We start from the raw sequence: 24,971 nt of genomic DNA, 5'->3' as shown, positions 1-24,971 counted from the left end.
AATCGGTAGTCAGCGCCAGATCGGCCAAGTCAAGGGCGACTGAACGCTTGCGTCAAGCCGGCCCGAGCCCTACCTAAACGGTATGACCTTTGCTCTGGATGCATCCACCTCCCGGCCCTTCCCTTTCGACAACAGCTATGCGCGATTGCCGCAGCAATTCTTTACGCGGCAGGCGCCGTCCCAGGCTGCCGAGCCGTGGCTGATCAAGCTGAATGAACCGCTTGCGGAAGAACTCGGCCTTGAGGTGGAAGCGCTGAGGCGCGACGGCGCGGCGATCTTTTCAGGCAACCTCGTGCCCGAAGGCGCCGATCCCCTGGCGATGGCCTATGCCGGGCACCAGTTCGGCTCCTTCGTGCCGCTGCTCGGCGACGGCCGGGCGATCCTGCTTGGCGAGGTCATCGACCGCAATGGCCAGCGTCGCGATATCCAACTGAAGGGTGCCGGTCAGACGGCCTATTCGCGCCGCGGCGATGGCCGCGCCGCACTCGGCCCGGTGCTTCGGGAGTATATCGTCAGCGAGGCGATGTATGCACTCGGCGTCCCGGCAACCCGGGCGCTTGCCGCGGTTTCGACCGGGCAGCCGGTCTATCGCGAAAGCATCCTGCCCGGCGCGGTGTTCACCCGCGTTGCCGCAAGTCATATCCGCGTCGGCACGTTCCAGTTCTTCACCGCGCGCGGCGATACGGACGGCGTGCGAGCGCTTGCCGACTACGTGATCGATCGGCACTACCCGGAACTCAAGGACAGGGACAATCCCTATCTTGCTCTCTATGAAGCGGTCTGTGAGCGGCAGGCGGCCCTGATCGCCAGGTGGCTGCACATCGGCTTCATCCACGGCGTCATGAACACCGACAATATGACCATCTCCGGCGAGACGATCGATTTCGGCCCTTGCGCCTTCATGGACGAGTACCATCCCGGAACGGTCTTCTCCTCCATCGACCAGGGCGGGCGCTATGCCTATGCCAACCAGCCCGGTATCGGCCAATGGAACCTGGCGCGTCTTGGCGAAACCCTGCTGCCGCTCTTTGATGCGGATGCGGAAAAGGCCGTCGAGCTCGCAAACAGCGTGATCCAGCAATATGGCGAGCGCTTCCAGATCCACTGGCTGCGCGGTATGCGCGAGAAGATCGGTCTGGTGACTGTCGAGGATGGCGATCTTGATCTCATCCAGTCGCTTCTGGCCGCGATGCAGGCGAGCCAGGCCGATTTCACCCTCGCCTTCCGCCGGCTTGCCGACGCCACCGGCCCCGGAGAAGGTGAGGCGCTTTTCCTCTCGACCTTCCGCGAACCTGATGCGGCGCGCGAATGGCTTGCCCGTTGGCGTGATCGTCTGAGCCGCGACGAAGGCCGGACCGAGGCCGAACTCCGGGCGGCGATGCGCGCGGTCAATCCCGCCTTCATTCCGCGCAACCATCGCATCGAGCAGGCGATCAGCGCTGCCGTCGAAGATGCGGACTTCTCGCTCTTCGAGGCGCTGCTTTCCGTTCTCTCCAAGCCCTATGACGACCAGCCCGGCTTTGTGGCCTACATGGAGCCGCCGAAGCCGGAGGAACGCGTGCTGCAGACCTTCTGCGGCACGTGACCAGGCGAAAGCCTGCTCCCTCTGACACCTATGGTCGCAGTTGACGCTTGCTGCGACCGCTCTATCTCGCTGATTAGAAGGCATTTTTCACGCCTGACCGCACCCGGCTAACCTCAGCGGGAGTTCCCCATAATGGCGATCGTCATTACGTCAGTTGTTTTCATGCTCCTTGGTCTTGCCCTTGTCGGTGGGGGCCTTTGGCTCATCATCCTCGGCGGCAGCTTCTTTTACCTTTTTGCGGGTGCGATGTTCCTCGTTACCGCCGTTCTGCTCCTGATGCGTCGGGCGTCGGCCTTGTGGGTCTATGCTGTGCTGATTGTTGCGGCGCTTGTGTGGGCGATATGGGAGGTCGGCTTCGATTGGTGGCAGCTCGGCCCTCGCGGCGGACTGATTATCCTGCTCGGCGTATGGCTGCTCACGCCATGGATCCGTCGACCGCTCGGTTTCATCAGCCCGACCGGCATGTCTTACGCGGCAAATCCATGGCCGCTTGCCATCCCGGTGCTGATCGCGATCGTTGTCGCCGGCTACTCCATGACGACGAACCCGCATGACCAGAATGGCAACCTGCCGACCGCGGTCTCGGGCACGACGACATTCGGCGGCACCGTGTCCGATGGCGAATGGCATCAGTATGGTCGCACGCCGTTCGGCCAGCGCTACTCGCCGCTCGACCAGATCAATGTCAGCAATGTCAAGGATCTCAAGGAGGTCTGGCGCTACCAGACCGGCGACGTGAAGCTGCCTGAGGATGTCGGCGAGACGACCTATCAGGTCACCCCGCTGAAGGTCGGCGACACGCTCTATCTCTGCACCCCGCACAACTGGGCAATCGCACTCGATGCCAAGACCGGCACGGAGAAATGGAAGTATGACTCCAATTCGGGGATGAACCCTGACCGTCAGCACCAGACGTGCCGTGGCGTTACCTACTACCACGATACCTCGGTTGCCGCCGGTCAGCCCTGCGTCGACCGGGTCTATCTGCCGACCTCGGATGCACGCCTGATCGCGCTCGATGCGGTCGACGGCAAGGTCTGCACGAGCTTTGCCGACCAAGGCGTACTGCACCTCGAGAAAGGCATGAAATATAACCCCGCCGGCTACTACTATTCGACGTCGCCGCCTGTCGCCGTCGCCGGCAAGCTGATCGTCGGTGGCGCGGTCAACGACAATTACTCCACGCGTGAGCAATCCGGTGTCATCCGCGCCTTCGACATCAATTCCGGCGCACTGATCTGGAACTGGGATTCAGGCAATCCTGATGCGACCACCCCGCTGCCCGAAGGCCAGACCTATACGACGAACTCACCGAACAGCTGGTCGGTCCTCAGCGTCGACGAGGGCCTCGGCATGGTCTACGTGCCGCTCGGCAACCAGGTTCCCGATCAGCTCGGCATGAACAGGAGCGAGAATGTCGAGAAGTTCTCATCCTCGATCGTCGCGCTCGACATCAACACCGGACAATGGAAATGGGTCCAGCAGTTCGTCCACCACGACCTCTGGGACATGGACGTGCCGGCCCAGCCGGTGCTCTTCGACATGAAGAAGCCTGACGGAACCATTGTTCCGGCGCTGGTCGCCCCCACCAAACAGGGTGACATCTACGTGCTCGACCGACGCACCGGCGAGCCGATCATTCCCTTCAAGGAGATACCGGCGCCGGGTGGAGCCATCCCGGAAGACCGCACATCGCCGACCCAGCCGATCTCCGACCTCACCTTCTCGCCGCCACCGCTGCAGGAGAAGGACATGTGGGGGGTGACGCTTCTCGACCAGCTCGCCTGCCGCATCGATTTCCATCGTTACAAATACGAGGGACGCTACACGCCGCCTTCGCTTGAAGGGTCGATCATCTATCCCGGCAATTTCGGCACCTTCAACTGGGGCAGCGTTGCCGTCGATCCAGAACGGCAGATCATGTTCGGCATGCCGACCTATCTCGCCTTCACCTCGCGACTGGTTCCCGCCGCCGATATCCCCCCGAAGGGGCAGGACGAAAAGGGCAGCGAACAGGGCCTCAACCGCAACGACGGCGCGCCCTACGGGGTCTTCATGGGACCATTCCTCGGGCCGCTCAAGATCCCGTGCCAGGCACCGCCATGGGGCTATGTCGCCGGCGTCGACCTCCTCACCGGCAAGACGGCCTACAAGCTGAAAAACGGGACGGTGCACGACATGACGCCGCTGCCCCTGCCCTTCAAGGTCGGCGTGCCCGGCATCGGCGGCCCGATGCTGACGAAGGGCGGCGTTGCCTTCCTCGGCGCAGCTGTCGACAACTATCTTCGGGCCTATGACGTCACCAATGGCAACCAGCTCTGGCAGGCTCGTCTGCCGGCCGGCGGCCAGGCGACACCGATGACCTACACGACTGCTGACAACAAGCAGTTCGTCGTCATGGTCGCCGGCGGACATGGTTCGATCGGCACCAAGCCCGGCGACTATGTCATCGGCTACGCCCTGCCCTGACGCTTCCGGGATCTCGCGGATGGCCGCCAACGCGAGCGGCCATCCGCGCCCGCTGCCGCAAGTTCCGGGCAGGTCTGCCGCGTCATTCTCCTGCACATTGTCTCAAGGAGAATTTTCATGAAGATCGGCAGCAACATTTCCGGCACCTATGGATTGACCAACCTTTTTTCCCAGTCCGGCCAGCGCAACAAGCAACAGGCAACCGATAGCGAGGTCAGCGTTCGCCAGAGCGGCGCGGCGCTGCAGCCAAGCAGCATGCCAACGTCGATCTCCAGCACCATGTGGGCGCTGCAGGCGAGCGGCACCGTTACCATTGATGGCACCGAGGACCCTGCGAAGGCGTGCTACGACTCTGTTGTCTCGGAATTCACTGAGCTCGCCAACCAGACCCCGGCCGAACGGATCCGCGACCAGATCCTCCAGCGGCTCGGCCTGACCGAGGACGATCTCAAGGCCATGCCGCCTGAACAGCGCGAGGCCGTGGAAAAGCAGATTGCCGACGAGCTGAAACGGCAGCTGACCGGCGAGGACGGCCAGGACAAGCCAAGCGCCGACACGATCATCAGCGCCTGAGGCCTTCGAAGGTAGCTTGAAGAGTTCGAAAGCTCACGCCACCTCGGTGCAGACGAACTCGCTGAACTGGTCGACAGGATAGGCGGTCATGAAGGCGGACCGGATTGCGGCGGCCGATGCGTCCGGCGCATCCACGAAGACGACACCGGACGCTTGCCCTTGCGCAAAAGGCAGGCGTCCTTTCGAGATTTCGTCCGCTGCAGCCTGTGATATCACGACGATCGCATCTCGCTCGCCGTTCTCGTCGGGTTCAATGCGAGGCGAGGAGGGATTTGCGCGAACGTCAAAGCCCGAGAGCGTGGGGTGAAAGTAGCCCCACGTCCTGCTTTCGATCATCAGCACGAAGAAGTTCGGCAGGGCCAGCAGACGAGAGGTAGACAGGACCTGCTCGAGGCGCTGCTGCATTGAAGTCAGAAGCACGACGGCCTCATGGCGCGATTGCGCCATGTCCTTCTCTTCAGCGGGTGCTTCCGGCAGGAGACCGTCATCGATCGCCTGCCGGGTGGCTACCGCAACCGCAAGCGTCAGCGGATGCTCGACTGCAAACTCGATGGTCAACGAGCATATGGTGCACATGCGATTGCAGCTCCTTTACGCTCAGGCGGTCACGATGTTGAACCAGAATTCGAAGTTGTCGAGCAGGCCGACGAATTCCGAAAGCTTCTTCGGATCACCGGTGAGCTTGGCTTTCCCTTCAACCACCTGCTTCTCCATCGTCGAGGTGCCGAGCATCACGTCGTTCAACGCCTCGCGGGTTGTGACGATCGAAACATCCGCGCTCGGTGCGCTCTTGTCCTTGGAATAGTGGATCGCCGAGTTCTCGACGCCGACAACATACTTCTCGTTGGTGTCGGTCAGCTCCATGTTGATCTCGATCGTCTTGCCCGCTGCGCGGTCCCCGTTCAGCCGGACCCCGAGGAAGTCGAAGAACATGTCGATCGGCATTGCCCTGATCGTGTCGGGGCTCGCTGTGTTCGGAACCGGGAGTTCGGTCACGCCTTCGCGCAGCTCGCGTGCACCCGTCAGGTAGAAGTTGCGCCATGGTCCGGATTCGGACTGGTAGCCCAACTGCTCGTAGGTGTCGGCAAGAAGCTGCTTGGCCGCGACGTTGCTGGCATCGGCGAAGACGACATGGTTCACGACTTCGGCCACCCAGCGATAATCGCCTTGCTCGAAGGATTCCTTCGCCTGCCGCAGCACATTGTCGGCACCACCCATGAAGTCGACATAGCGCTTGCCGGCTTCGGTTGGCGGTAGCTGGTGGAGGGTAGCCGGGACACCATCGAAGAAGCCGAGGCGAAGGTTATACTGCGCCACGGCGTCGTGATAGACGGTGCCGTAGTAGCTCCGGCACGCCCATGTCGTGGCAAGCGCCTGCGGAAGGCGGATGACTTCGCCGATCTCCTTCGGCGTCATGCCGCTATTGGCCATCCGCATGACCTGGTCATGGATGAACCGGAACATGTCACGCTGGCTCTTGAGGTGGGCGATGACGCGGTCGTTGCCCCATGTCGGCCAATGGTGGGAGGTGAAGAGGACCTCGGTCTCGCCACCGAACATGTCGATCGACTGCTGCAGGTACTTCGACCACAACAGACCGTCGCGAACCTTGGCGCCACGCAGCGTGTAGAGATTGTGGAGTGTGTGGCACGCGTCTTCGGCGGCGCAGAAGGCCTTGTACTTCGGGATGTAGAACATGAACTCCGACGGCGCTTCTGATTCCGGTGCCATCAGCACCTGCAGCTCGATGCCGTCGATGGTGATCTTCTGGCCCGTTTCGGTTGCCCAATCGGTCGGCAGCGCCAGCCCGATTTCACCGGTCGATGTGGTCTTGCCAAGGCCGCCATCGACCTGGCCCTGCGGTCCGCGCGGCAACAGGTTGCCGTACATGTAGCTGGCGCGCCGGCTCATCGCATTGCCGGCAATGATGTTTTCGCCAACGGCAGCCTTGGTGAAATCCTCGGGCGCGACGATCTTGACCTTGCCTGCATCGATGTCGGCCTGGTTTACCAGACCGCGGACGCCGCCGTAGTGGTCGACGTGGCTGTGGGTATAGATGACCGCGACGATCGGCTTGTCTCCGAGCTTCGGAATGACAAGCTCCTTCCAGACGGCACGCGCCGTTTCGGAGCTGACCAGCGGATCGATAACGATGTAGCCGGTGTCGGTGCGGATGATACTCATGACCGACAGGTCGTAGCCGCGAGCCTGGTAAATGCCGTCGACGACCTCGAACAAGCCATGGATCATGTTGAGCTTGGCCATGCGCCAGAGGCTGGGGTTCACTGTATCCGGAGCGTCGTCGGTCTCGGACGTGCCGAGGAAATCATACACGCTCAGGTCCCAGACCGGCGTCCCTTCCGCATTCTTGATGATGGCGGGATCGGGCAGCGCCGCTAGCAGACCGCGGTGCGAATCCTTGAAGTCCTGCACGTCGTCGAACGGGAGGCCATTGCGATAGAGCGCATTGTAATCAAGTGTGGCCTTCGTGGCGGGCTTGGCTGCACTTCCGCTTCGAGGAACTGGGGGCGCATCCTGAGCGGTCGCCTTGGCCGATTGGCCGACAAGCGTGACGGCCAGACCCGCCGATGCCATGCCACGAAGGAAATCCGATCTGCTGATGCCGTTACCGTCTGACGATGTCATTGCGTTCTCCAATCCTTGGGGGGTGAGCTAGCGCCAGGACGGAGGGTATGCATGGGAGCAAATCTGGTAAGTACGTTACAGTAAATGCCAACGTAACAATGTGCGCCTTTACGGCTGCGAAATCGCTTCACAAACTGATTCAGATCGATGCGACGGAGATTCACGTTTCCGTCGCATCTCCTTGACGGGACAAGCTTTATCCGACCATGTCGGCCACGATCTTTCCGACCTCGGCGAAGACAGGGTTGATCTCCGACAGCGGCGCCTTGGCCTGCGTGACGTAAGCGGCAACCAGGATTGCGCCGTGGCCCGGCGGCCAGACGACGGCGATATCGGCGGCGCTGCCATTGTTGCCGGTGCCGGTCTTGTCGCCGATCTTCCACGTATCCGGCACGCCGGCGCGCAGCCGTGCGCCGCCTGTTGTATTCGCCACCATCCACTCCACCAGCTTGTCGCGCGACGGTTCCGACAGGGCCGAGCCGAGCGTCAGGTTGCCGAGCGTGTCGACCATCGCATCCGGTGTGGTCGTATCCTGCGGATCGCCGTCCTTGGCTTCGTTGAGCGCCGTTTCCCAGCGATCGAGCCTAGTCGACCGGTCGCCGAGCGTGCGCACCCACTTGGTCAGCTCGGACGGTCCGCCGAAGCTTTCCAGCAACAGGTTGCCGGCCGTGTTGTCGGAGAGGGTAATTGCCGCCTCGCAGAGTTCGCCGATGCTCATACCCTCGCCGCCGACGTGCTTTTCCGTTTCCGGCGAGTAGGTCACAAGCTTGTCCTGCTCGTAGACGACGCGGCGTTCGAGATTTTCCTGCCCCTTGTCGACCCGCGCCAGCACCAGTCCCGCCGCCAGCACCTTGAACGTGCTGCAGAGCGGAAAGCGCTCGGTCTCACGATAACCGAAGGAAATGTTGGTCTCGGTGTCGATCGCGGACACGCCGATGCGACCACCGATCTCTTTCTCGAGCGCTTCCATCCGCCTGTTGATTTCATCGTCGCTCTCCTCCGACCAGGCAATGCGCGGCAGGAGCAAGGCGGGTGAAAGCAGTGCCGAACCGAGAAGGGTTCGGCGGCGGATCAAAAAGCCACGCATGAAAATTCCTCTGCCTGAATCAATGCTTACACGGCTAGAGACTGATTGTGGCCCGGATGCGTCGCGTCAAGCGGCAGTTGCCCGCGTTACCTCGACGGTGACGTGCGAGAGGCCCGGAAGGCGATCGAGCTTTGCCTTGTAGAAGGTCGGGCTTTCCGGCTGTGGCGCGACGAGCGCGACGATCGCGGCGTGATGGCCGGGGCCGACCTGCCAGACGTGCAGATCGGTGATCCGCTCGTCGCCGGTTTCCAGCGCCGAACGGATCTCGTCCTGCAGATCCGTTTCCTGCGGCACGACATCGAGCAGCACGCGACCCGACGATCTCATCAGGCTCCACGACCACTGCGCGATGATCAGGCCACCGACGATGCCCATCAGCGGATCGAGCCAGAGCCAACCGTACAGGCTGCCGAGCAGCAGTGCCGCGATGGCGAGCACCGAGGTCAGCGCATCGGCGATGACGTGGACGTAGGCGGCGCGCATGTTGTTGTCGGAGGCATGTGCAGTATGCGCGTGGTCGCCATGATGGGCATGATCGCCGTGGCCGTGGTGATGATGGTGCTCGTGATGGTGGGAATGGCCATGGCTGTGGCCGTGATGGTCATCCTTCAGGAGCCAGGCGCTCGCCACATTGACGAGCAGACCGACGACGGCAACAGCGATCGCCTGCGAAAAGCTGATCGGCACGGGATGAGTGATGCGCAGGAAGCTCTCCCAGGCCATAAGCAAAGCGATCAGCATCAGGATGATTGCGCTGGCAAAGCCCGCGAGGTCACCAAGCTTGCCGGTGCCGAAGGTGAAGCGCGGATTGTGCGCCTGCCGGCGCGCATAGAGATAGGCGACCGCCGAGATCAGCAGCGCACTGGCGTGCGTCGACATGTGCCAGCCATCGGCGACCAGCGCCATCGAGCCATAGTAGGTGCCAGCGCCGATCTCGACCACCATCATGACGGCGGTGAGCGCTATGACGAACCAGACGCGGCGGGCGTTGCGGTCATGATCAGCGCCCAGGAAAACGTGATCGTGCTCAAGTGTTTCGGTCTGTGCGCTCATCGCACGCTCCTCATGTCGACGTCTCAGCGGATATAGGTTCGCAGAACTTCGGATATTTCTTCGACGGCTTCCGCCCGGCCCTTTTCATCGGCCGCATGCAGGACATGCTCGTGCAGATGGTCGTCCAGCACCTCGCCGGTCAGGCCGTTCAGAGCGCCGCGGATCGAGGCAAGAAGCTGCAAAATCTCGCCGCAGGGCCGCTCCGCGTCCAAGGCGCGCTCGACGGCCTCCAATTGGCCCTTCAGACGGCTGACACGGGCCATCAGCTTCTTCTTCTGATGCGTGGTGTGGGACATGGTCTCATCCATTTAGTATAGGGGGGTACCCTATATCAGTGTTTCTCTCCTGAAAAGTCCCCCCGTTTTTCAAAGCGCTCTTGAATTTAAATAGGACTCCTATATATTTGCCTCATGGAAACACCGACCGATCCAACTCCGATCTCGCACCGCATCAGCGAAGGCCTGTCACGCGTGGCAATGGCGATCCGCAGCGACGAATGGGCCAAGGCCGAAGCGACGGGACTGAAGCCGACGCAGCTTGCGATTCTCGACTATCTCGCCGGGCGCAAGGACGCTGCGCGGGTAAAGGAGATCGCCGCCCATCTCGGCGTCTCGCAACCGACCGCGACGGACTCGGTTGCGGCACTGGAGCGGAAAGGCTTCGTCGAGAAGACCAGTGCTGCCGGCGACAAGCGTGCCGCAGCAATCGGCATAACACCGGCCGGCCGCGATGCTCTGCAGGCGGCAGGCTCCGTGGAAGATGCGGCGATGGCGGCTGCACGCGCCCTCCCCGCGCAGGAGCAGGAAGACCTGCTGATGTCGCTGGTCAAGATCATCCGGCATCTGCAAGAGGCGGATGCGATACCCATACAGCGCATGTGCGCGACGTGCCGGTATTTCCGGCCATACCAGCATAAGGGTGCGGAAAGGCCGCACCACTGTAATTTCGTGAACGCGGCCTTCGGCCAGAGCGAGTTCCGCATCGACTGCCGCGACCATGAAACTGCCGATCCGGCAACCCGGGCTGCCACCTGGGATGCCTTTCAAGAAGGATAGGCGAACTCTCCAGGCAACAAGGAAACGGAAGGAAACCAAAATGTTAAGGCATATCTTAACCGGCGCGCTCATCGCCGGAGCGCTCTCCCTTTGGGTTGGCGGCGCAGGCGCTCATCCGGTGACGGCAAAGCCCGATGACAAGGTGAAGGCCGCGTTCGATATCATCGAGACACGCATCGTCACCAACAAGGACACGGCGATCTTTTCGACCCGCGTTCGCGGCGAGGCTGGAAAGGACCGGCCGGATGCAACCGGCAAGTTCGAAGGCTCCAGCGTCTACGCCTATGTCTGGCCGACGTCGCTGAATAGCGCCGATGTCGGCTTCGACAAGGACCAAGGGATCGTTGCGCTTGCCGTCACCTTCCATCCGGACTTCGACGACGCGGCCTACGGCAAGAAGAACCGCACCGTCTGGCATCCGCATTGGGTCGTCCTGAACGAGGACAAGGCCTGCGCCGGCGGACTGAAGGTCACCGACATTCCTGATGGCACCAAGCCGAAACTGCCGGAAACCTGGCCGGGTGTGCCTCTCTTGATCGACAGCCCGGAATATCCGACGAGCTTGAAGGGCGATACGGTCGATGTCTCGATCCCGCTGAAGCTTATCGGCGGCATTGCCGGCGCCTCCTATGACGGTGTCACGGCAGGGCTGAAGGTCAACGGCAACCTGCATTCGCCGCTGCTTTGCGTCGACAACGTCTTCAAGGTCGCGTCGGGCAATCTGAGCCTGCCTGGCAAGGTCACGCCCGCGAAGTGAGAACAGTTGCGCCGGTCCGCCGACTGCCATCGCCGGACCGGCTTGTTCCTCTCTCCAGGCAAATGGAAAAAGAAAACCACCGAGCCTTACCCCGCCCCGCACACTCGTTGCAATATCCGGCGGACGGCAGGCTCACCGAAAGGATCATCCCATGTCCATACAGCATCTGCCGCTTGCCCCCGAGCTTGCCGTCAGCGATTGGTTCAACACGCCATCGCCGATCACGCTCGAAGGATTGCGCGGCAAGGTCGTCTACCTGCACAGCTTCCAGCTCCTCTGCCCCGGCTGCGTTGCCGAAAGCCTGCCGCAGGTGAAGAGGATCGAGCGTTTGTTCGCCAATACCGACTTGAAGGTCATCGGCCTGCACACCGTCTTTGAACATCACGCAGCGATGACGCCAGTCACCCTCAAGGCCTTCATCCACGAATACCGCCTGACCTCGCCGATCGGCGTCGATCAGGCCGGCGACGGCGATGTGCCTGTCACGATGGCGCGCTACGGCCTTCGCGGCACCCCCTCTTCGGTCCTGATCGGCCGCGACGGCACCATTCTGCACCACGCCTTCGGCGTCGAGGACGACATGGCTGTCGGCGCGCGCATCGCCATGGCGCTGGCGCAGCCGGTGCCCGCTGCCGCTGGCGAGGTCTCGGACGGCAATTGCGCCGATGGACGTTGTGCGCTTCCGGGCACCGAGGCGTAAAGCCCATTGACAAACCGCGCGTTCTGGATGATCTATCGACACATGATCAAGAACGCGCACATCACCAGCACGTATTTTTGGCTGTACCTGTAGAGGGCGGCTGGACAGATCATATTGTCAACAAGCCGCCGTCAGGCGGCTTTGTTGTATCGGCAGCGTCCTGACGGCAGAACACCACACAAGGACGCGAAGACCATGCTAGAAATCGAAGACAGCGAAATCTCATTGATCCGCCCGCCGGTGATCAATATCCGCGCCGCCAAGCCGCGCGACCTCCCCGAACTTAACGAAATGATCGCCCTGCTTGCCAAGCACCATGGCGACCCTTCAGCCTCGACACCGGAACAGCTCGAGCGCGACCTCTTCGGCCCGGTTCCGTGGATCAGCGCGCTGGTTGCCGAAACCGACGAGGGCCTCATTGGCTACGCCATCCTCGTACCGCTCTACAGGGCACAGGATGGTGCGCGCGGCATGGATCTGCATCATCTCTTCGTGCGGGACGGTCATCGCGGCCACGGCGTCGGCCAGCATCTTGTCAACCGCGCCCGCGACACCGCCCGCAACGCCGGCTGTGGCTACCTCTCGGTCAGCGCCGCGACGGGCAACGTGCAGGCACATCGCTTCTACGAGAATATGGACTTCGTCCCTCGCCCGGTCACCGGCATGCGCTATATGCAGGCTTTGGCGTGAGCGGCGCTGGTCGCCGCGGACCTTCGGCAGGGAGAAACCGATGACCCGACTTGCAATCGTGCTCACAGACGGATTCGCCGACTGGGAGGTCGGGCAGCTGACGGCCTCCGCGCGTACCCACTTCGGTTTTGACGTGGTGATTGCGACGCCGGAGGCAGAGGAAGTGCGCTCGATGGGCGGCATGCGCGTCGCGGCCGACAGCGCGGCCGAAAACCTGCATGCCAGCGCCTTCGACGGCCTCGTCCTCTGCGGCGGAACGATTTGGGAGACCGAAAAGGCGCCGGACCTTAGAACCGTCATCTACGACTTCCTCGCCCACGGCAAGCTGGTGGCCGGGATATGCGGCGCTACGCTGGCGCTTGCTCGCGCGGGCGCACTGAATGCCAGCGACCACACCAGCAATGCGGCCGACTTTATCGCAGCTGCGCCCGGCTACACCGGGCATTCCCGCTACAGGGATAGCCCGCAGGCAGTACGTGCGGGAAAACTGGTGACCGCGCCGGGCTCGGCGCCGATGACCTTTACCGCCGAGATCTACCGCGCGCTCGGGCATGCAGGCGACGAGTTGGACCAGTACGTGCTGATGTTCGGCGCCGAGCACCAGCCTAAAGCGGCCTAACTCGGTACGGCACTTATCGCAGCACCGGCTCGCCGTGGAACCGGCGACGCGACGGCTTGGATACGCCGAACCCCACCTCCATCATGAGACGCGGCTTCGTCCTGGCGACCGTGCCCATATGAAATCCGAAGGGATCCTCCGCGAAGCCGAAGCCGGCCGCGCCGGTAAGCGTCGTCACGCTGTCCTTGCCGTAGAAATCCACGATTTCGTGTGCGGGATGGCCGACCAGGAGAGTCAGCTGGTGCTTGATCCGCCGCTTGTTGTGGCTGCCCCTGACATAGACATGCGGACCCGTGCCCTCGTCGACGTCGACGAGATAGAAGAAGAACTTCAGCATCCGCCAGTCGTCGAGGTCGAAGTGATATTTGTCCAGCGACGCGAGGCTGCGATCCGCCTCGCTGGCCCTCGTCGGAAAGCTCCACCAGATGCGCGTCGTAATGAGACGAGCCTGTGCGCCCAGATAGCAGCGGGCAATCTCGGAGAGAACAGGATCGCGCTGCACTGTGCGAACGGCCGGGCAATCGAGCGCGCGCTCGAAATGGTGGCCACTGAGGATCGGCCTCCCCCATTCCTGCTCGGCGGCGCGGTGGTTCGACGCCTGAAATTCGATCTTGCGATCGAAGTTGCCGAAGCATGGTGTTGCGCTTGCAAAGCTGGCGATTTCGCCGGTGATTGCCTCAGGCAAGGTCAGGTTCGGAAATATTCCATCCCGCCTCAATGCCGCGACGGCGCTTGCGTGATCAACAGTCTTGAAAAGCGTCGGCAGGTTATCGATCGCGCCGTTGCTGCGCCGTGCGGTCAGCCAATGCACCCGTCGCGCCGGTATCGTGCGCGCCAGGAGAAACATCGGCAGCCAGGCAGGATTTTCTCGAATGTCGGCCATGTAAGTCGGTATTCGCACCGCCATGCGCCGCAATTTGCCGCCCTTGCGGGCGACGGTGTCAAGATCGTTTGCAGGATCGACCGACGTCATGTGCATGCAGCTGTCCTTTCGGAAGACGTTGGTTGGCGTCATTCGGAAAGCGAGCCCGCACGGCTCGCCACAGGGCATTCAGTACGCACGTTCTAGTGGAGTGCTGCAATGCGGCATTTTTGAGATATCGCTAATATTAACGGTTGGGAACCGCCTTCAGGTAGGCTGCGATCGCCTCGAGTTCCGGCTTCGGCAGGTGGGCGAGGTTGCGCTGCACCTCCGCCATCGATCCGCCGGCCGAATCGAAATCGGGCGTAAAACCGGTTTCGAGATAATTGGCGATGTCCTCCTGGCTCCAGGAGCCGACAGCTTTCGAACCCGGCGTGATATTTGGAATCCTTCCCTGACCCTCCGGATTCGGTGCTCCCGCCAGCCATTGGTCCGCTACGAACCCACCAAGGCGATCGCGTGGAGTGTGGCATTCGCCACAATGGCCGGCGCCTTCGACCAGATGTTGCCCGCGCTTGACCTGGTCATCGACATTGGCTGCGAGGGCGACGCGCGGCTCGTCGTTGAAGTAGAGGAACTTCCAGCCGCCCAGCGCCAGACGGATGTTAAAGGGGAATGGCAATTCGTGCGGCGGGGCGACGTTGGCGCTCTTTGGCAACGTCTTCAGATACCCGAAGAGATCATTGATATCCTTGTCGCTCATCCGGGCATAGGAATTGTAGGGAAAGGACGGGTAGAGATGCTCGCCGTTCTTGGCAACGCCGCGCTTCATGGCATTGCCGAAGTCAGCCAGCGTCCACGTCCCGATACCAGCCTGTTCGTCCGGCGAGATGTTCGGGACATGGAACGTACCGAAGGGGCTCTTCAGCGCAAGGCCGCCTGACAGCGTCAGCTTGGCATCGCCTTCCGATCCGGGTGCGGCGTGACAACTGACGCAACCACCGGTCCAGAAGACCATTTCGCCATTCTTCAGATCGGGTGCGCCAAGGTTGGCCCAGTGGCTTTCAGGCAGCGGATTGGGCGCGGTTATAAAATAGAACACCCCTCCTCCGATGACGGCCACGCCGACGAGACAGAGCAGAAACCGGACAAACCTGCGGACCATTTTCCGCTCCTATCACCAATCGACTTATTGAAAACATAAAACGATCCGCCCCAGCGGCAAGGCTGGTGCGGATCGTTCGACTGAAATGCCAGGATCGTCAATCGGTCTTTATACGGAACTTCTCATGACAGCCACCACAGTTGGCGCCGAGTGTCTTCATTGCGGCACCGAGAGTAGCCACGTCAGTAGGAGGCGTCGCGAGAATCTTGCCGGCATCCTCCGAAAGCTTCATGGCACGTGCCTTGAAGTCCGCCGGATCCTCCCAGATCTTCGGGCTTGCAGCCTTGTCACCCTTCTCGGTGCCAGGCTTGAACTGATCAGGGAATACCTTCGCGGTCTCAGAGATCGTCGTCAGGGATGCCTTCACCACTTCTGCGTCAAACGGTTTTTCGCCTTTAGCCATCGCGGCCATGGCACCGGTTGCACCGCCTATCTTTTTCATCAGTGCAGCACGCGCGTCGTGCGTGCCGTCCTCCGCTGCAATCGCGATGCCTACCCCCAGACCGGCGACGAGTACTGTCGCGGCTATAGCTTTCAGTCTCATGTCTCCACTCCTCTTTGATAACAAGGTCCGCGAAGCCCGGCGCCTCGCCGACGGGCGGCATCATGGCAAATTTTAAGGGCTCAAGAAATAACAAGTAGGTGATATTTCAGGAAAAATGGCCATCTAAATCGTTTCGCATAGGCGCCTCATACCGGCGTGCGCCAACCATGCCATGCGGTGAGGATGGAAACGACGATCAGCAGTGCTCCGGCGACCCGACCGACAAGGATCGTGGCCTTCGGATTTGAGACCAGCATCGTGCGGCTTCTGGCCGCCGTCAGGGCGAGCGTTCCGTAGACGGCGGCCTGGGTGGCCATGGTCATAACGCCCATGACAAGACCCTGCACCCAGATCGGCCCATAGATCGGCTTGAGGAATTGTGGGTAGACAGCGATCATGAACAGATAGGCCTTCGGGTTCATCAGGCAGGTTGCCGCACCCTGGCGAAAGGCCGTCCATCCTGACCGCAGACCACCCGCCCCGACGGTGCCGACGATGATCGAACTGCGGATCAGCGTGTAGCCGATCCAGGCCATGTAGGCCGCGCCGGCAAAGAGCAGCGGATTGAAGAGCGTCGGCAGGAGGACGGCGAGAACGCCGACACCGATCGCACCATAAAGCGAATGCACGGCGCCGCCCGCCATGATGCCGGCAGTCGCCGCTATGCCGGTGCGCCTGCCACCGGTCAGCGAGTTGGCCAGCACGAACAGCATGTCCATGCCCGGAACGATGATGATGCCGAAGAGGAGTGTGAAGTAGAGCCAGAGATTTTCTGTGTAGGTCATGTCAGTTGCTCGCCGTGTGTTTCAAAATCAATTTTCAGGACTTTGTTGATTTTCAATTCGATAGGGCGAACAATACGACGACCCAACTGACAGCGTTTTGTCAGGAGCGTGAACGGAGAAAGGCAAAAGATGCGCAAGGCCTCGCGGCTTTTCGAGATCATCCAGATCCTGCGGCTGGCCAAGCGGCCGATGACGGCAGCCGACATGGCCGAGAGGCTGGAGGTGACCGTGCGCTCCATCTATCGCGACATCGCGGCCCTGCAGGCGATGCGTGTCCCGATCGAGGGCGGCCGGGGCATCGGCTACATCATGCGGCCGGGCTTCGATCTGCCACCGCTGATGTTCTCGGTCGAGGAGATGGAGGCGATCGTGCTATCGTTGGCGCTGCTCGAACGCACCGGCGACGATGAGCTGAAGAGGGCGGCAACAAGCGTCAACCGGAAGATCGCGGGCGCTGTTCCGCCGCCGCTGCGCCAGGCAATGGAGCGAAAGGCGATCTATGCCTGGGGATCGGTCGCCCAACCTCCGACAAGCCTCGACCTCAGCCTCGTCCGTCGCGCCATCCGCGACGAGCGGAAACTGCTGCTCGACTATCGTGACGAACTCGGCCGGGCGAGCGAGCGCACCGTCCAGCCGATCGCGCTGATCTATTATTCGCAAACCGCCAACATTGTCGCCTGGTGCGAGTTGCGCCAGGCGATCCGTAATTTCCGCAGCGACAGGGTGGAGCATTGCGAGGCGACCGACGCCTATTTCCGAGGCGACGGCGATCGGCTGCGGCAACTCTGGACGAGCGGGTGGACGAACCCGCCGGTTGCCGCCGCGGGTTAAGTCGATCAGAGGTGCGTGCCGCCGGAGACTTCGATACGCTGACCGTTGACCCAGCGGTTGTCGTCGGAGAGCAGCGAGGCGATCATAGGACCGATATCGTCGGGCACGCCGGCGCGACCGAGCGCCGTCGCATCGGCGACCATCTTGTTGAAGGTGGGATTGTCGCGCACCATGCCGCCGCTGAAGTCGGTGGCAATCGCGCCCGGTGCAACGGTGTTCGCCGTGATGCCGCGTGCGCCGAGTTCCTTGGCGAGGTAACGGGTAAACACCTCGACTGCCCCCTTCATCGACGCATAGGCGGAAATGCCGGGCACGGCAAAGCGCGCAAGGCCGCTCGAGACATTGATGATCCGCCCACCATCCGCCATCAGCGGCAGAAGCTTCTGTGTCAGGAAGAAAACGCCCTTCAGATGCACGTTGACGAGCTCGTCGAACGCCTCCTCCGTCGTTTCTGCGATTGTTGCGTGATAGCTGCTGCCGGCATTGTTGACGAGGTAGTCGAACTGAGTTCGTCCAAGCCCCTGCAAGGCATCTTTCACCTTGCCCACGAAGGCGTCGAAGTCGGCTGTCCGCCCGGTGTCCAGTTGCAGAGCAACCGCCTCGGCACCGAGTGCCTTGATCTCGGAAACGGTGACCTCCGCCTCTGCCCGATTTGCACGGTAGGTGAAGATGACGTTCACGCCGCGACGGGCGAGATTGATCGCGGTGTTGCGTCCCAGTCCACGGCTGCCGCCGGTCACGATGGCGACCTTAGATACTGAATTTGCTTGCGTTTCGTTTGACATGATCTCTTCCTTTGCTGGAGTTGATGCCCTTACGATACGCTTGCCATGGGTCGTCGTTGAATGCCGAAACTCTCGAATTTCTTGCCTAATACTCCAAGCGACTTGCGGGCCAATGCGATGCGGCGCATATCTTGACTGCCACCGAGGAACGACCGAGGAGACGCTGGCGATGCTCGATACCCTGAAGCAGGCAATCCAGACCTATATCGACAGAACCGCCGGTGACGCCGAAGGGCGTTTCGAGACTCCGCTGCCGGCACTCTCGGTGTCGCGGGTCAGCGATCCTGTCATGCCGAACCACATGATCTACCGGCCGACGATCTGTGTCGTCGTTCAGGGGGCCAAGGAAATCATGGTTGGCGACCGGGTCTTCAAGTATGGCGAGATGCAGTCGCTGATCGTCACCTTCGAGGTGCCGGCCCTGGGGCAGATCACCAAGGCCAGCAAGGAGGAGCCGTATATCGGCCTGAACATCGATTTCGACGTGGCAATCTTGCGTGAGGTGATGGAGGCAATGGAACAACCGCCGCGGCCGGCCACCGACAGCGCGGCCGGTGTTTTCGTGCAGAATTTCGACGGGGTGCTGGCCGACTGCGTGCTGCGATTGGTGCGTCTTGCCGATACGCCGAAAGCCATTCCGGTGCTCTATCCGGCCATCATGCGCGAGATCTGCTACTGGCTGCTCACGGGACCGAACGCGGCCGAGGTCAGCAAGCTGGCGCTGCCAGGCAGTCACATCAGGCGCATGACCGATGCCATTCACCTGCTTCGCGAGAACTTTGCCGCACCGGTGCGGATCGAACAGCTTGCCTCCGTCGCGCACATGAGCCCGTCTTCCTTCCACCAACATTTCAAGCAGGTGACGGCAATGACGCCGTTGCAGTACCAGAAGAACATGCGGCTGCTGGAGGCACGGCGACTGATGGTGTCTGACGGCGCCAGCGTCGCCACGGCGGCCTATCAGGTCGGCTATGAGAGCGCCTCACAGTTCAGCCGCGAATATTCCCGCATGTTCGGCACGCCACCGAAGCGCGATGCCATGGAACGGAAGGAACTGCCCATGGTTACGGCCGCCTAGCGAGGCCCCGACCGGCGTGCGATGACACACGTCGCAGTCGCCAAGGGCGAGATCGGCCGACCTACCGTTTAAGCTTGTCCCGAATCATCGCCACCGGTAGCTTTGAACTCAGGCTACCCCACGCCTCCCCCCTCCAGTCGGGAAAGCATCGTTCATGCAGGGCACCACTATCGTCGAACCATTCTGTTCGAGCACTCGCATAAGGAGGGATTGCGTTTTTGGCTCGCAATGGAGGTTCTTTGATGAAGCTGTCCGTTCCTATCTACCAGCTCAAGCGGAAAGCCAAGCTCTTGGCTCGCATTGACGATATTCCACTTCACCAGGCGTTGGATCGCATCGCCCGAGAGCAGGGCTACACCGGTTGGAGCCTGCTTGCGGCTCAACACGAGCAGCCCCCTTCCGCGACTTCGGTCCTGTCGCGGCTGACGGAAGGTGATTTGGTGCTCCTCGGCGCCCGCCCGGGACACGGCAAAACCATGCTCGGCCTTCGGCTTTTGCTTGATGCCGTCCGCGTGGGCCGGACGGCGACATTCTTCACGCTCGAATATACTGAGCAGGAGAGCAGGAGGCGTATCCATTCCCTATCCGCGGGCACGGAGCTTGGAGACAAGATTGAAATCGTGACCTCGGATGAAATCAGCGCCGACTACATCATGCGCCATATGTCCGACAGCCCCCGCGGGGCGGTAGCCGTCATCGACTATCTGCAAATACTGGATCAGAAACGCAGCAAACCGGCGCTTTCCGAGCAAGTTCCCGTTCTTCGCGACTTTGCCCGGGCCGCCGGCATCGTATTGGCATTCATCTCGCAGGTCGACCGTTCCTTTGATCCCGACATGAAAGCTCTGCCGGATATGAAAGATATCCGGCTGCCAAACCCGATCGATCTGAAGCTGTTTACCAAGGCCTGCTTTCTCCACGATGGCGAGGCGCGGTTTCAAGAGGTAGCCTAGTTCGATATTTTGCGGGGTCGCCAGCGCGGCCCCGCAATCGATTTCGAATGTCCGAAAATGGACGTTCATCACTCGCAGTCGAGCACCGCTAGAGAGCGATCCGAGGCTATCACCCTTCACAACCTCAGTGTCGCGCCGGGATGTCCAGCTCGATCATCACGGGAGCGTGGTCGCTTGTGTGTTCCCAGCTCCTCGGCTTCCTGCGCACGCTCGCCGATTTCAGCCACGGGGCGACCATCGGGCTGAGCAGGAAGTGGTCGATCCGAAGACCGGCATCACGCTCGAACGAGTTTCGCCAATACTTCCAGAAAGTGTAGATGCGCTCGTTCGGGTGCAGATGTCTTATGGCGTCTGTCCAGCCCTGTGCGAGGAGGTCGGCATAGGCCTTGCGGACTTCCGGCCGAAAGAGGGCGTCATCTCGCCATCGCTCCGGCTTGTAGACGTCCATATCCGTCGGCATCACGTTGAAATCACCGACCAGGAGGGCAGGAATGTCCAGCTCATGCAGTTCGGCGGCATATTCGTGGAGTCGTCGGAACCAGCGGAGCTTGTAGTCGAATTTCGGTCCAGACGCGGGATTTCCGTTCGGAAGATAGAGGCAACCGATCAAGATGCCGTCGATGGCTGCCTCGATGTAGCGGCTGTGCGTGTCATCGGGATCGCCAGGAAGACCGCGCCGCGTCAGGATGGGTGTCGAGCCCCTGGAAAGGATCGCGACGCCGTTCCAGCTCTTCTGCCCATGCCAGATCGCACCGTAGCCGGCCCGCTCGAGCGCGCCGCGTGGAAACCGATCGTCTTCGGCTTTCAACTCCTGCAGGCACACAACGTCGGGTTTGTCCTCCTTCAGCCAGCGAAGAAGGATTTCCAGGCGTCCGTTCACGCCGTTGACGTTGTAAGTCGCGATCTTCAAGAGCCGAAGCACGCTTGGATGGGTTTCGATCGGAAGGAAATGGACGTCAACTGATAAAGTTCAAGGAACCTCCGAGACGTTAGAGGCTTGAAGGACCAGTCGGATTCTCCCGCTGCCGGCCGGTCGGCCATTTACGGCCAATGTTACTGTAACGTGCTTCCAGCGAGCCGACTTTTGCGCAAGGCTGCTCCGTGGGACAGGTCAACGGTCCTGGATCGAAGCAATGGGAGCAGCCGCCATGCAACTCACGAAGCGTGAATTCACCAAGGGACTGATCCTGGCAACCGGTTTTGCCAGCCTCTATCCGGCGAAGGGTATTTCCGCTGACATCAGCGCGGACGAGGCACGCGCGATTGCCAGGGAAGCCTACATCTATGGCTTCCCGATGGTCGACAGCTACCGCATTCAATACGCCTATTTCGTCAACACGAAAGACCCGGAATACAAAGGTCCCTGGAACCATCTGGTCAACATCCCGCGGGTTTATACGCCGGCGGATACCGCGGTCCAGACGCCGAATTCCGATACGCCCTATTCGATGCTCGGCCTGGACCTGCGGGCCGAACCGATGGTGCTGACAGTGCCGCCGATCGAGAAGGACCGGTATTTCAGCATTCAACTGATCGATGCCTACACGTTCAACTTCGACTATATCGGCAGTCGCGCAACCGGCAATGACGGCGGGAGCTTCCTGATCGCCGGTCCGAACTGGAAGGGCGAGACGCCACAAGGCATCAAGAAGGTGATGCGGTCCGAAACCGAATTGGCGCTGGCGGTCTACCGGACGCAGCTCTTCAATCCGGACGATCTGGACAACGTGAAGAAAATCCAGGCCGCCTACAAGGCGGAGCCGCTGTCCAAATTCCTCGGCCAGCCTGCCCCGGCCGCTGCAAGTGCGATCGATTTCATCAAGCCTCTCACGCCAGACGAAGAGAAGACATCGCCGGAGTTTTTCAGCATTCTCAATTTCGACCTGCAGTTTTGCCCGACCAATCCATCGGAAACTGAACTGATGGAGCGATTTGCCAAGATCGGCATAGGCGGAGGCAAGACCTTCGACGGGAGCAAGCTGTCACCTGAGGTGAAGGCCGCCTTTCAGCAGGGAACGGCCGACGCATGGGCTGAAATGGGAACGATGCGGAAGCGCTTCGATACCGGCGAAGTGACATCCGGCGACGTGTTCGGCACGCGCGAATATCTGAAGAACAACTACCTTTACCGGATGGCGGCAGCCGTCCTCGGTATCTACGGCAACTCGAAGCAGGAGGCGATATACCCGGCTTACGCCATTGATTCCGACGGCAAGAAACTCGACGGCGCCAACAGGTACACGGTCCACTTCGCTCCCGGCACGATGCCACCGGTGAACGCCTTCTGGTCCCTGACCATGTACGAACTCCCCCAGAGCCTGCTCGTGGCCAACCCGATTGACCGTTACCTGCTCAATTCACCGATGCTGCCGCAGTTCGTGAAGGACGCCGACGGCGGGCTGACATTCTATTTTCAAAACGAATCGCCTGGGAAGGACAAAGAGCCGAACTGGCTTCCTGCACCGAAGGGGCCTTTCGTCGTTGCGATGCGCCTTTACTGGCCGAAGCCGGAGGCACTCGACGGTACGTGGAAACATCCGCCAATGACAAAAGTCCCGTGAGGATAGACATCCAATCGCAGTTCGCGCGCGACGTCGGACGTGGATGCGTGGTCGGCGTTGCTCCGCTATGTCTTAGTTAATAGCCGCACTCTGCTGCAGGGAGTACCATGACTTATCGGTCGGCATGTAATGGCAACGACCGCTTGGGAGTCTCGTACTTCTGCCTAAGCGGAGCGTCGAAAGACATGACAAATCTGTCAAACGGGATCTGCTTCACAGACGATATAAATGTCGTCTTCGAGGCACTCTCGGAGTGGTGTTACCTGCACAAGAAAGACCCGAACAGCCTCGAAGGTTGCCGGGCTGCCTCAACCCTCTTCGATCTTTTCCAAGATGGCTATGCGACAAAAGAGAGCCTGTTGAACGCGATGGATCGATGTGAGCCAGCCGAGCGGGCGGAAAATGTATTCCGAGCGGTGGAAGGCGGGTGCGCTTCACCCGTCCGCCCCAGAGTACTGATTGGCGCGAGGACGGGCCGGCGATAATCACGCCGGCGCGCGAAGCTTCAGTGTCCGGCAATCCTCGCGCCCGAAACCGCGGACCTCGATGCGGTCGCTCCATATCTCGACGACAGCGAAGGTATTCCCAGTCTCGGTATCGACCATGCCCTTGAAGTTGAGGAAATGGCATCCCTCGACCGTACCGAAATTGCCCGCGTGGTTGTGGCCGCTGAAATAGGCGGCGACCTGTTGATTGGCTGTCAGAAGAGCAATGATGCGCTCGCGGTCCCAGCTGTCGTGCTCGTTCGGCGGATAGACCGGATAGTGGTTCATGACGATAACGCGCTCACCTGCAGCTGCAGCTGCGCTGATCTCCTCGGAAAGCCAGGCGAATTGCTCGTCGCTCGGCATGGCGTTCCAGTCCTGCGCGTTGATCGCACCGGACGCCCTTAGATCGGCGAGCTTGCGGGCGGCCACCGCGCGGTGCGGATGGCCCTGCGGCGGCGCGAAGGTACTGACCTCATTGCCATTGAGGGCGATAAAGCGCCAGCCGGAACGGACGAAGCTGTAATAGGACGAGGATAGCCCGACCCGTTTGGCGACCTCCTCCAACCGGTCAGGCGCAACGGAAAAATCGTGATTGCCGAGCAGGAAGAAATTTTCGTGCTCCAGACTGTCGTAGACTGGCAGGATGTCGTCGAAACTCTCGAAATCCCGGTCGATGATATCGCCGAGCGTGATGACGAAGCTCAGATCCTCCCCGTTGAACACCTCGATCGCTTCCGCGAGCTTGGCGAGGCTTTTGGCATAATGGCGGTCCATCCCGACGTGCGGTTCCCTCGCCGCATATTGCGGGTCTGCGACGATGCCGAAACGGAGAAGGGGAAAATCGGAAAGAGATGTCATGGCAGCGCTTTAGGCGCACCAGATGACACGCTTGTGACGGTTCATGAAACGAAAACACCCGGCGTTTCGAGGCGCCGGGTGCTGACATCTGTTCTTGCGAACCGCTTACTTGGCAGCGGCTTCGTAACGCTCCAGGACGTAGTCCCAGTTGATCAGGCTGTCGACGAAGGCTTCGAGGTACTTCGGACGCGCGTTGCGGTAGTCGATGTAGTAGGAGTGTTCCCATACGTCGACGCCGAGAATCGGGGTCGCGCCGTGTACCAGCGGGTTTTCGCCGTTCGGGGTCTTGGAGATTTCGAGCTTGCCGTTCTTGACCGAAACCCATGCCCAGCCGGAGCCGAACTGCGTCGTGCCGGCAGCGATGAAGTCGGCCTTGAACTTGTCGTAGCCGCCGAGATCGGAATTGATCGCAGCTTCGAGCTTGCTCGGCAGCTTGTTGCCGCCGCCGCCCTTCTTCATCCACTTCCAGAAGTGGACGTGGTTGTAATGCTGGGCAGCATTGTTGAAGAGGCCGGCATTGGTGCCGAACGACTTCTTCACGACCTCTTCGAGGGAGAGATCGGAAAGGCCTGCCTCAGCCGCGAGCTTGTTGCCGTTGTCGACATAAGCCTTGTGGTGCTTGTCGTGATGGAACTCCAGGGTTTCCTTCGACATGAAGGGCTGAAGCGCTTCGTAGTCATAGGGAAGTTCGGGCAATTCGAAAGCCATTGTGGGTCTCCTTTTGGCAATAGTTTGCGTAATCGGCAGGTGAGGCGGAACATAGGAGCGCAAGCATTGAGAGGCAACCGGCGAAATATCAAAAAACACCGGCGCAGAGGAAAAATTGC

General features: G+C 61.0%; 25 protein-coding genes. 12 read left to right on the top strand and 13 right to left on the bottom strand.

Going from position 1 to position 24,971, the window contains the following annotated elements:
* The first annotated feature begins 82 nt into the window (after positions 1-82).
* From JNB88_RS20105 to JNB88_RS20095, 3 genes are all read left to right on the top strand, one after another.
* Positions 83-1,585, top strand: a complete 1,503-nt coding sequence (locus JNB88_RS20105) for a protein adenylyltransferase SelO (RefSeq protein ID WP_220356973.1) — start codon at positions 83-85, stop codon at positions 1,583-1,585.
* A gap of 132 nt (positions 1,586-1,717) precedes the next feature.
* On the top strand, positions 1,718-4,054 hold the full coding sequence (locus JNB88_RS20100) for a glucose/quinate/shikimate family membrane-bound PQQ-dependent dehydrogenase (protein WP_220356972.1): 2,337 nt from the start codon (positions 1,718-1,720) through the stop codon (positions 4,052-4,054).
* Positions 4,055-4,171: 117 nt separating this feature from the next.
* Complete coding sequence (locus JNB88_RS20095) at positions 4,172-4,627, top strand: hypothetical protein (protein ID WP_220356971.1); 456 nt, start codon at positions 4,172-4,174, stop codon at positions 4,625-4,627.
* 33 nt (positions 4,628-4,660) lie between these two features.
* Here the strand turns inward: JNB88_RS20095 and JNB88_RS20090 are convergent, their stop codons facing one another.
* The 5 genes from JNB88_RS20090 to dmeR all read right to left on the bottom strand — a co-directional run bounded on the left by JNB88_RS20090 (position 4,661) and on the right by dmeR (position 9,709).
* Positions 4,661-5,203, bottom strand: coding sequence for a hypothetical protein (locus JNB88_RS20090; RefSeq protein ID WP_220356970.1), 543 nt, complete (start codon positions 5,201-5,203; stop codon positions 4,661-4,663).
* 21 nt (positions 5,204-5,224) lie between these two features.
* Positions 5,225-7,273: an alkyl/aryl-sulfatase gene (locus tag JNB88_RS20085; RefSeq protein WP_223217264.1), complete on the bottom strand. Its 2,049-nt coding sequence runs from the start codon at positions 7,271-7,273 to the stop codon at positions 5,225-5,227.
* Positions 7,274-7,469: 196 nt separating this feature from the next.
* Entirely contained in the window at positions 7,470-8,360 is an 891-nt protein-coding gene (gene bla, locus JNB88_RS20080; RefSeq protein ID WP_220356969.1) for a class A beta-lactamase, read from the bottom strand.
* Positions 8,361-8,426: 66 nt separating this feature from the next.
* The gene (gene dmeF, locus JNB88_RS20075) at positions 8,427-9,413 is read right to left on the bottom strand and encodes a CDF family Co(II)/Ni(II) efflux transporter DmeF (RefSeq protein ID WP_220356968.1); all 987 of its coding nucleotides are present in this window, start codon (positions 9,411-9,413) and stop codon (positions 8,427-8,429) included.
* A 23-nt stretch (positions 9,414-9,436) separates the two neighbouring features.
* Positions 9,437-9,709 (bottom strand): Ni(II)/Co(II)-sensing transcriptional repressor DmeR, encoded by a 273-nt coding sequence (gene dmeR, locus JNB88_RS20070; RefSeq protein WP_220356967.1) that lies wholly within the window; start codon positions 9,707-9,709, stop codon positions 9,437-9,439.
* Positions 9,710-9,823: 114 nt separating this feature from the next.
* Here dmeR and JNB88_RS20065 point away from each other — a divergent pair, with 114 nt between their 5' ends.
* The 5 genes from JNB88_RS20065 to JNB88_RS20045 all read left to right on the top strand — a co-directional run bounded on the left by JNB88_RS20065 (position 9,824) and on the right by JNB88_RS20045 (position 13,234).
* Complete coding sequence (locus tag JNB88_RS20065) at positions 9,824-10,468, top strand: MarR family winged helix-turn-helix transcriptional regulator (protein ID WP_220356966.1); 645 nt, start codon at positions 9,824-9,826, stop codon at positions 10,466-10,468.
* A gap of 40 nt (positions 10,469-10,508) precedes the next feature.
* The gene (locus JNB88_RS20060; RefSeq protein WP_220356965.1) at positions 10,509-11,225 is read left to right on the top strand and encodes a hypothetical protein; all 717 of its coding nucleotides are present in this window, start codon (positions 10,509-10,511) and stop codon (positions 11,223-11,225) included.
* Positions 11,226-11,376: 151 nt separating this feature from the next.
* Entirely contained in the window at positions 11,377-11,925 is a 549-nt protein-coding gene (locus JNB88_RS20055; RefSeq protein WP_220356964.1) for a redoxin family protein, read from the top strand.
* A 195-nt stretch (positions 11,926-12,120) separates the two neighbouring features.
* Positions 12,121-12,615: a GNAT family N-acetyltransferase gene (locus JNB88_RS20050; RefSeq protein WP_220356963.1), complete on the top strand. Its 495-nt coding sequence runs from the start codon at positions 12,121-12,123 to the stop codon at positions 12,613-12,615.
* Between the two features lie 40 nt (positions 12,616-12,655).
* The gene (locus JNB88_RS20045; RefSeq protein ID WP_220356962.1) at positions 12,656-13,234 is read left to right on the top strand and encodes a DJ-1/PfpI family protein; all 579 of its coding nucleotides are present in this window, start codon (positions 12,656-12,658) and stop codon (positions 13,232-13,234) included.
* A 13-nt stretch (positions 13,235-13,247) separates the two neighbouring features.
* On the opposite strand, the gene JNB88_RS20040 is transcribed toward JNB88_RS20045, so the two are convergent.
* The 4 genes from JNB88_RS20040 to JNB88_RS20025 all read right to left on the bottom strand — a co-directional run bounded on the left by JNB88_RS20040 (position 13,248) and on the right by JNB88_RS20025 (position 16,590).
* The gene (locus JNB88_RS20040; protein WP_220356961.1) at positions 13,248-14,213 is read right to left on the bottom strand and encodes a phytanoyl-CoA dioxygenase family protein; all 966 of its coding nucleotides are present in this window, start codon (positions 14,211-14,213) and stop codon (positions 13,248-13,250) included.
* A gap of 130 nt (positions 14,214-14,343) precedes the next feature.
* Positions 14,344-15,261 (bottom strand): c-type cytochrome, encoded by a 918-nt coding sequence (locus tag JNB88_RS20035; protein WP_220356960.1) that lies wholly within the window; start codon positions 15,259-15,261, stop codon positions 14,344-14,346.
* Between the two features lie 97 nt (positions 15,262-15,358).
* The gene (locus JNB88_RS20030; RefSeq protein WP_037137687.1) at positions 15,359-15,805 is read right to left on the bottom strand and encodes a c-type cytochrome; all 447 of its coding nucleotides are present in this window, start codon (positions 15,803-15,805) and stop codon (positions 15,359-15,361) included.
* A gap of 146 nt (positions 15,806-15,951) precedes the next feature.
* The gene (locus tag JNB88_RS20025; RefSeq protein ID WP_220356959.1) at positions 15,952-16,590 is read right to left on the bottom strand and encodes a LysE family translocator; all 639 of its coding nucleotides are present in this window, start codon (positions 16,588-16,590) and stop codon (positions 15,952-15,954) included.
* 129 nt (positions 16,591-16,719) lie between these two features.
* On the opposite strand from JNB88_RS20025, the gene JNB88_RS20020 reads away from it, so the two are divergent.
* Positions 16,720-17,421 carry a helix-turn-helix transcriptional regulator gene (locus JNB88_RS20020; RefSeq protein ID WP_037137691.1) on the top strand — a complete coding sequence of 234 codons (702 nt, stop codon included), beginning with the start codon at positions 16,720-16,722 and terminating at the stop codon, positions 17,419-17,421.
* A 5-nt stretch (positions 17,422-17,426) separates the two neighbouring features.
* Here the strand turns inward: JNB88_RS20020 and JNB88_RS20015 are convergent, their stop codons facing one another.
* Positions 17,427-18,206 carry an SDR family NAD(P)-dependent oxidoreductase gene (locus JNB88_RS20015; RefSeq protein WP_220356958.1) on the bottom strand — a complete coding sequence of 260 codons (780 nt, stop codon included), beginning with the start codon at positions 18,204-18,206 and terminating at the stop codon, positions 17,427-17,429.
* Positions 18,207-18,375: 169 nt separating this feature from the next.
* Between JNB88_RS20015 and JNB88_RS20010 the strand changes: the two genes are divergently transcribed.
* The gene (locus JNB88_RS20010; protein WP_220356957.1) at positions 18,376-19,284 is read left to right on the top strand and encodes an AraC family transcriptional regulator; all 909 of its coding nucleotides are present in this window, start codon (positions 18,376-18,378) and stop codon (positions 19,282-19,284) included.
* Positions 19,285-19,526: 242 nt separating this feature from the next.
* A complete protein-coding gene (locus tag JNB88_RS20005) occupies positions 19,527-20,237 on the top strand; it encodes a DNA helicase (protein ID WP_220356956.1) in 711 nt (236 codons plus the stop codon).
* A gap of 124 nt (positions 20,238-20,361) precedes the next feature.
* Here JNB88_RS20005 and xth read toward each other — a convergent pair whose 3' ends face one another.
* Positions 20,362-21,147, bottom strand: coding sequence for an exodeoxyribonuclease III (gene xth, locus JNB88_RS20000; protein WP_220356983.1), 786 nt, complete (start codon positions 21,145-21,147; stop codon positions 20,362-20,364).
* Between the two features lie 238 nt (positions 21,148-21,385).
* On the opposite strand from xth, the gene JNB88_RS19995 reads away from it, so the two are divergent.
* Entirely contained in the window at positions 21,386-22,798 is a 1,413-nt protein-coding gene (locus JNB88_RS19995) for a DUF1254 domain-containing protein (protein WP_220356955.1), read from the top strand.
* A gap of 485 nt (positions 22,799-23,283) precedes the next feature.
* Here the strand turns inward: JNB88_RS19995 and JNB88_RS19990 are convergent, their stop codons facing one another.
* Together JNB88_RS19990 and JNB88_RS19985 are read right to left on the bottom strand one after the other, a co-directional pair.
* The gene (locus JNB88_RS19990) at positions 23,284-24,144 is read right to left on the bottom strand and encodes a metallophosphoesterase (protein ID WP_220356954.1); all 861 of its coding nucleotides are present in this window, start codon (positions 24,142-24,144) and stop codon (positions 23,284-23,286) included.
* Positions 24,145-24,249: 105 nt separating this feature from the next.
* Entirely contained in the window at positions 24,250-24,852 is a 603-nt protein-coding gene (locus JNB88_RS19985) for a superoxide dismutase (protein WP_007791842.1), read from the bottom strand.
* Positions 24,853-24,971 lie beyond the last annotated feature (119 nt).

It is taken from the genome of Rhizobium cauense, from assembly GCF_019511525.1.
Classification (GTDB): Bacteria; Pseudomonadota; Alphaproteobacteria; order Rhizobiales; family Rhizobiaceae; genus Rhizobium; species Rhizobium cauense.
This window is presented reverse-complemented; position numbering and strand designations above follow the sequence as displayed.

Excerpts from the sequence above, each read along its gene's own strand:
- JNB88_RS20105 (WP_220356973.1), top strand. The coding sequence starts at position 83 with ATGACCTTTGCTCTGGATGCATCCACCTCCCGGCCCTTCCCTTTCGAC.
- JNB88_RS20100 (WP_220356972.1), top strand. The coding sequence starts at position 1,718 with ATGGCGATCGTCATTACGTCAGTTGTTTTCATGCTCCTTGGTCTTGCC.
- JNB88_RS20095 (WP_220356971.1), top strand. The coding sequence starts at position 4,172 with ATGAAGATCGGCAGCAACATTTCCGGCACCTATGGATTGACCAACCTT.
- JNB88_RS20090 (WP_220356970.1), bottom strand. The coding sequence starts at position 5,203 with ATGTGCACCATATGCTCGTTGACCATCGAGTTTGCAGTCGAGCATCCG.
- JNB88_RS20085 (WP_223217264.1), bottom strand. The coding sequence starts at position 7,273 with ATGACATCGTCAGACGGTAACGGCATCAGCAGATCGGATTTCCTTCGT.
- bla (WP_220356969.1), bottom strand. The coding sequence starts at position 8,360 with ATGCGTGGCTTTTTGATCCGCCGCCGAACCCTTCTCGGTTCGGCACTG.
- dmeF (WP_220356968.1), bottom strand. The coding sequence starts at position 9,413 with ATGAGCGCACAGACCGAAACACTTGAGCACGATCACGTTTTCCTGGGC.
- dmeR (WP_220356967.1), bottom strand. The coding sequence starts at position 9,709 with ATGTCCCACACCACGCATCAGAAGAAGAAGCTGATGGCCCGTGTCAGC.
- JNB88_RS20065 (WP_220356966.1), top strand. The coding sequence starts at position 9,824 with ATGGAAACACCGACCGATCCAACTCCGATCTCGCACCGCATCAGCGAA.
- JNB88_RS20060 (WP_220356965.1), top strand. The coding sequence starts at position 10,509 with ATGTTAAGGCATATCTTAACCGGCGCGCTCATCGCCGGAGCGCTCTCC.
- JNB88_RS20055 (WP_220356964.1), top strand. The coding sequence starts at position 11,377 with ATGTCCATACAGCATCTGCCGCTTGCCCCCGAGCTTGCCGTCAGCGAT.
- JNB88_RS20050 (WP_220356963.1), top strand. The coding sequence starts at position 12,121 with ATGCTAGAAATCGAAGACAGCGAAATCTCATTGATCCGCCCGCCGGTG.
- JNB88_RS20045 (WP_220356962.1), top strand. The coding sequence starts at position 12,656 with ATGACCCGACTTGCAATCGTGCTCACAGACGGATTCGCCGACTGGGAG.
- JNB88_RS20040 (WP_220356961.1), bottom strand. The coding sequence starts at position 14,213 with ATGCACATGACGTCGGTCGATCCTGCAAACGATCTTGACACCGTCGCC.
- JNB88_RS20035 (WP_220356960.1), bottom strand. The coding sequence starts at position 15,261 with ATGGTCCGCAGGTTTGTCCGGTTTCTGCTCTGTCTCGTCGGCGTGGCC.
- JNB88_RS20030 (WP_037137687.1), bottom strand. The coding sequence starts at position 15,805 with ATGAGACTGAAAGCTATAGCCGCGACAGTACTCGTCGCCGGTCTGGGG.
- JNB88_RS20025 (WP_220356959.1), bottom strand. The coding sequence starts at position 16,590 with ATGACCTACACAGAAAATCTCTGGCTCTACTTCACACTCCTCTTCGGC.
- JNB88_RS20020 (WP_037137691.1), top strand. The coding sequence starts at position 16,720 with ATGCGCAAGGCCTCGCGGCTTTTCGAGATCATCCAGATCCTGCGGCTG.
- JNB88_RS20015 (WP_220356958.1), bottom strand. The coding sequence starts at position 18,206 with ATGTCAAACGAAACGCAAGCAAATTCAGTATCTAAGGTCGCCATCGTG.
- JNB88_RS20010 (WP_220356957.1), top strand. The coding sequence starts at position 18,376 with ATGCTCGATACCCTGAAGCAGGCAATCCAGACCTATATCGACAGAACC.
- JNB88_RS20005 (WP_220356956.1), top strand. The coding sequence starts at position 19,527 with ATGAAGCTGTCCGTTCCTATCTACCAGCTCAAGCGGAAAGCCAAGCTC.
- JNB88_RS19995 (WP_220356955.1), top strand. The coding sequence starts at position 21,386 with ATGCAACTCACGAAGCGTGAATTCACCAAGGGACTGATCCTGGCAACC.
- JNB88_RS19990 (WP_220356954.1), bottom strand. The coding sequence starts at position 24,144 with ATGACATCTCTTTCCGATTTTCCCCTTCTCCGTTTCGGCATCGTCGCA.
- JNB88_RS19985 (WP_007791842.1), bottom strand. The coding sequence starts at position 24,852 with ATGGCTTTCGAATTGCCCGAACTTCCCTATGACTACGAAGCGCTTCAG.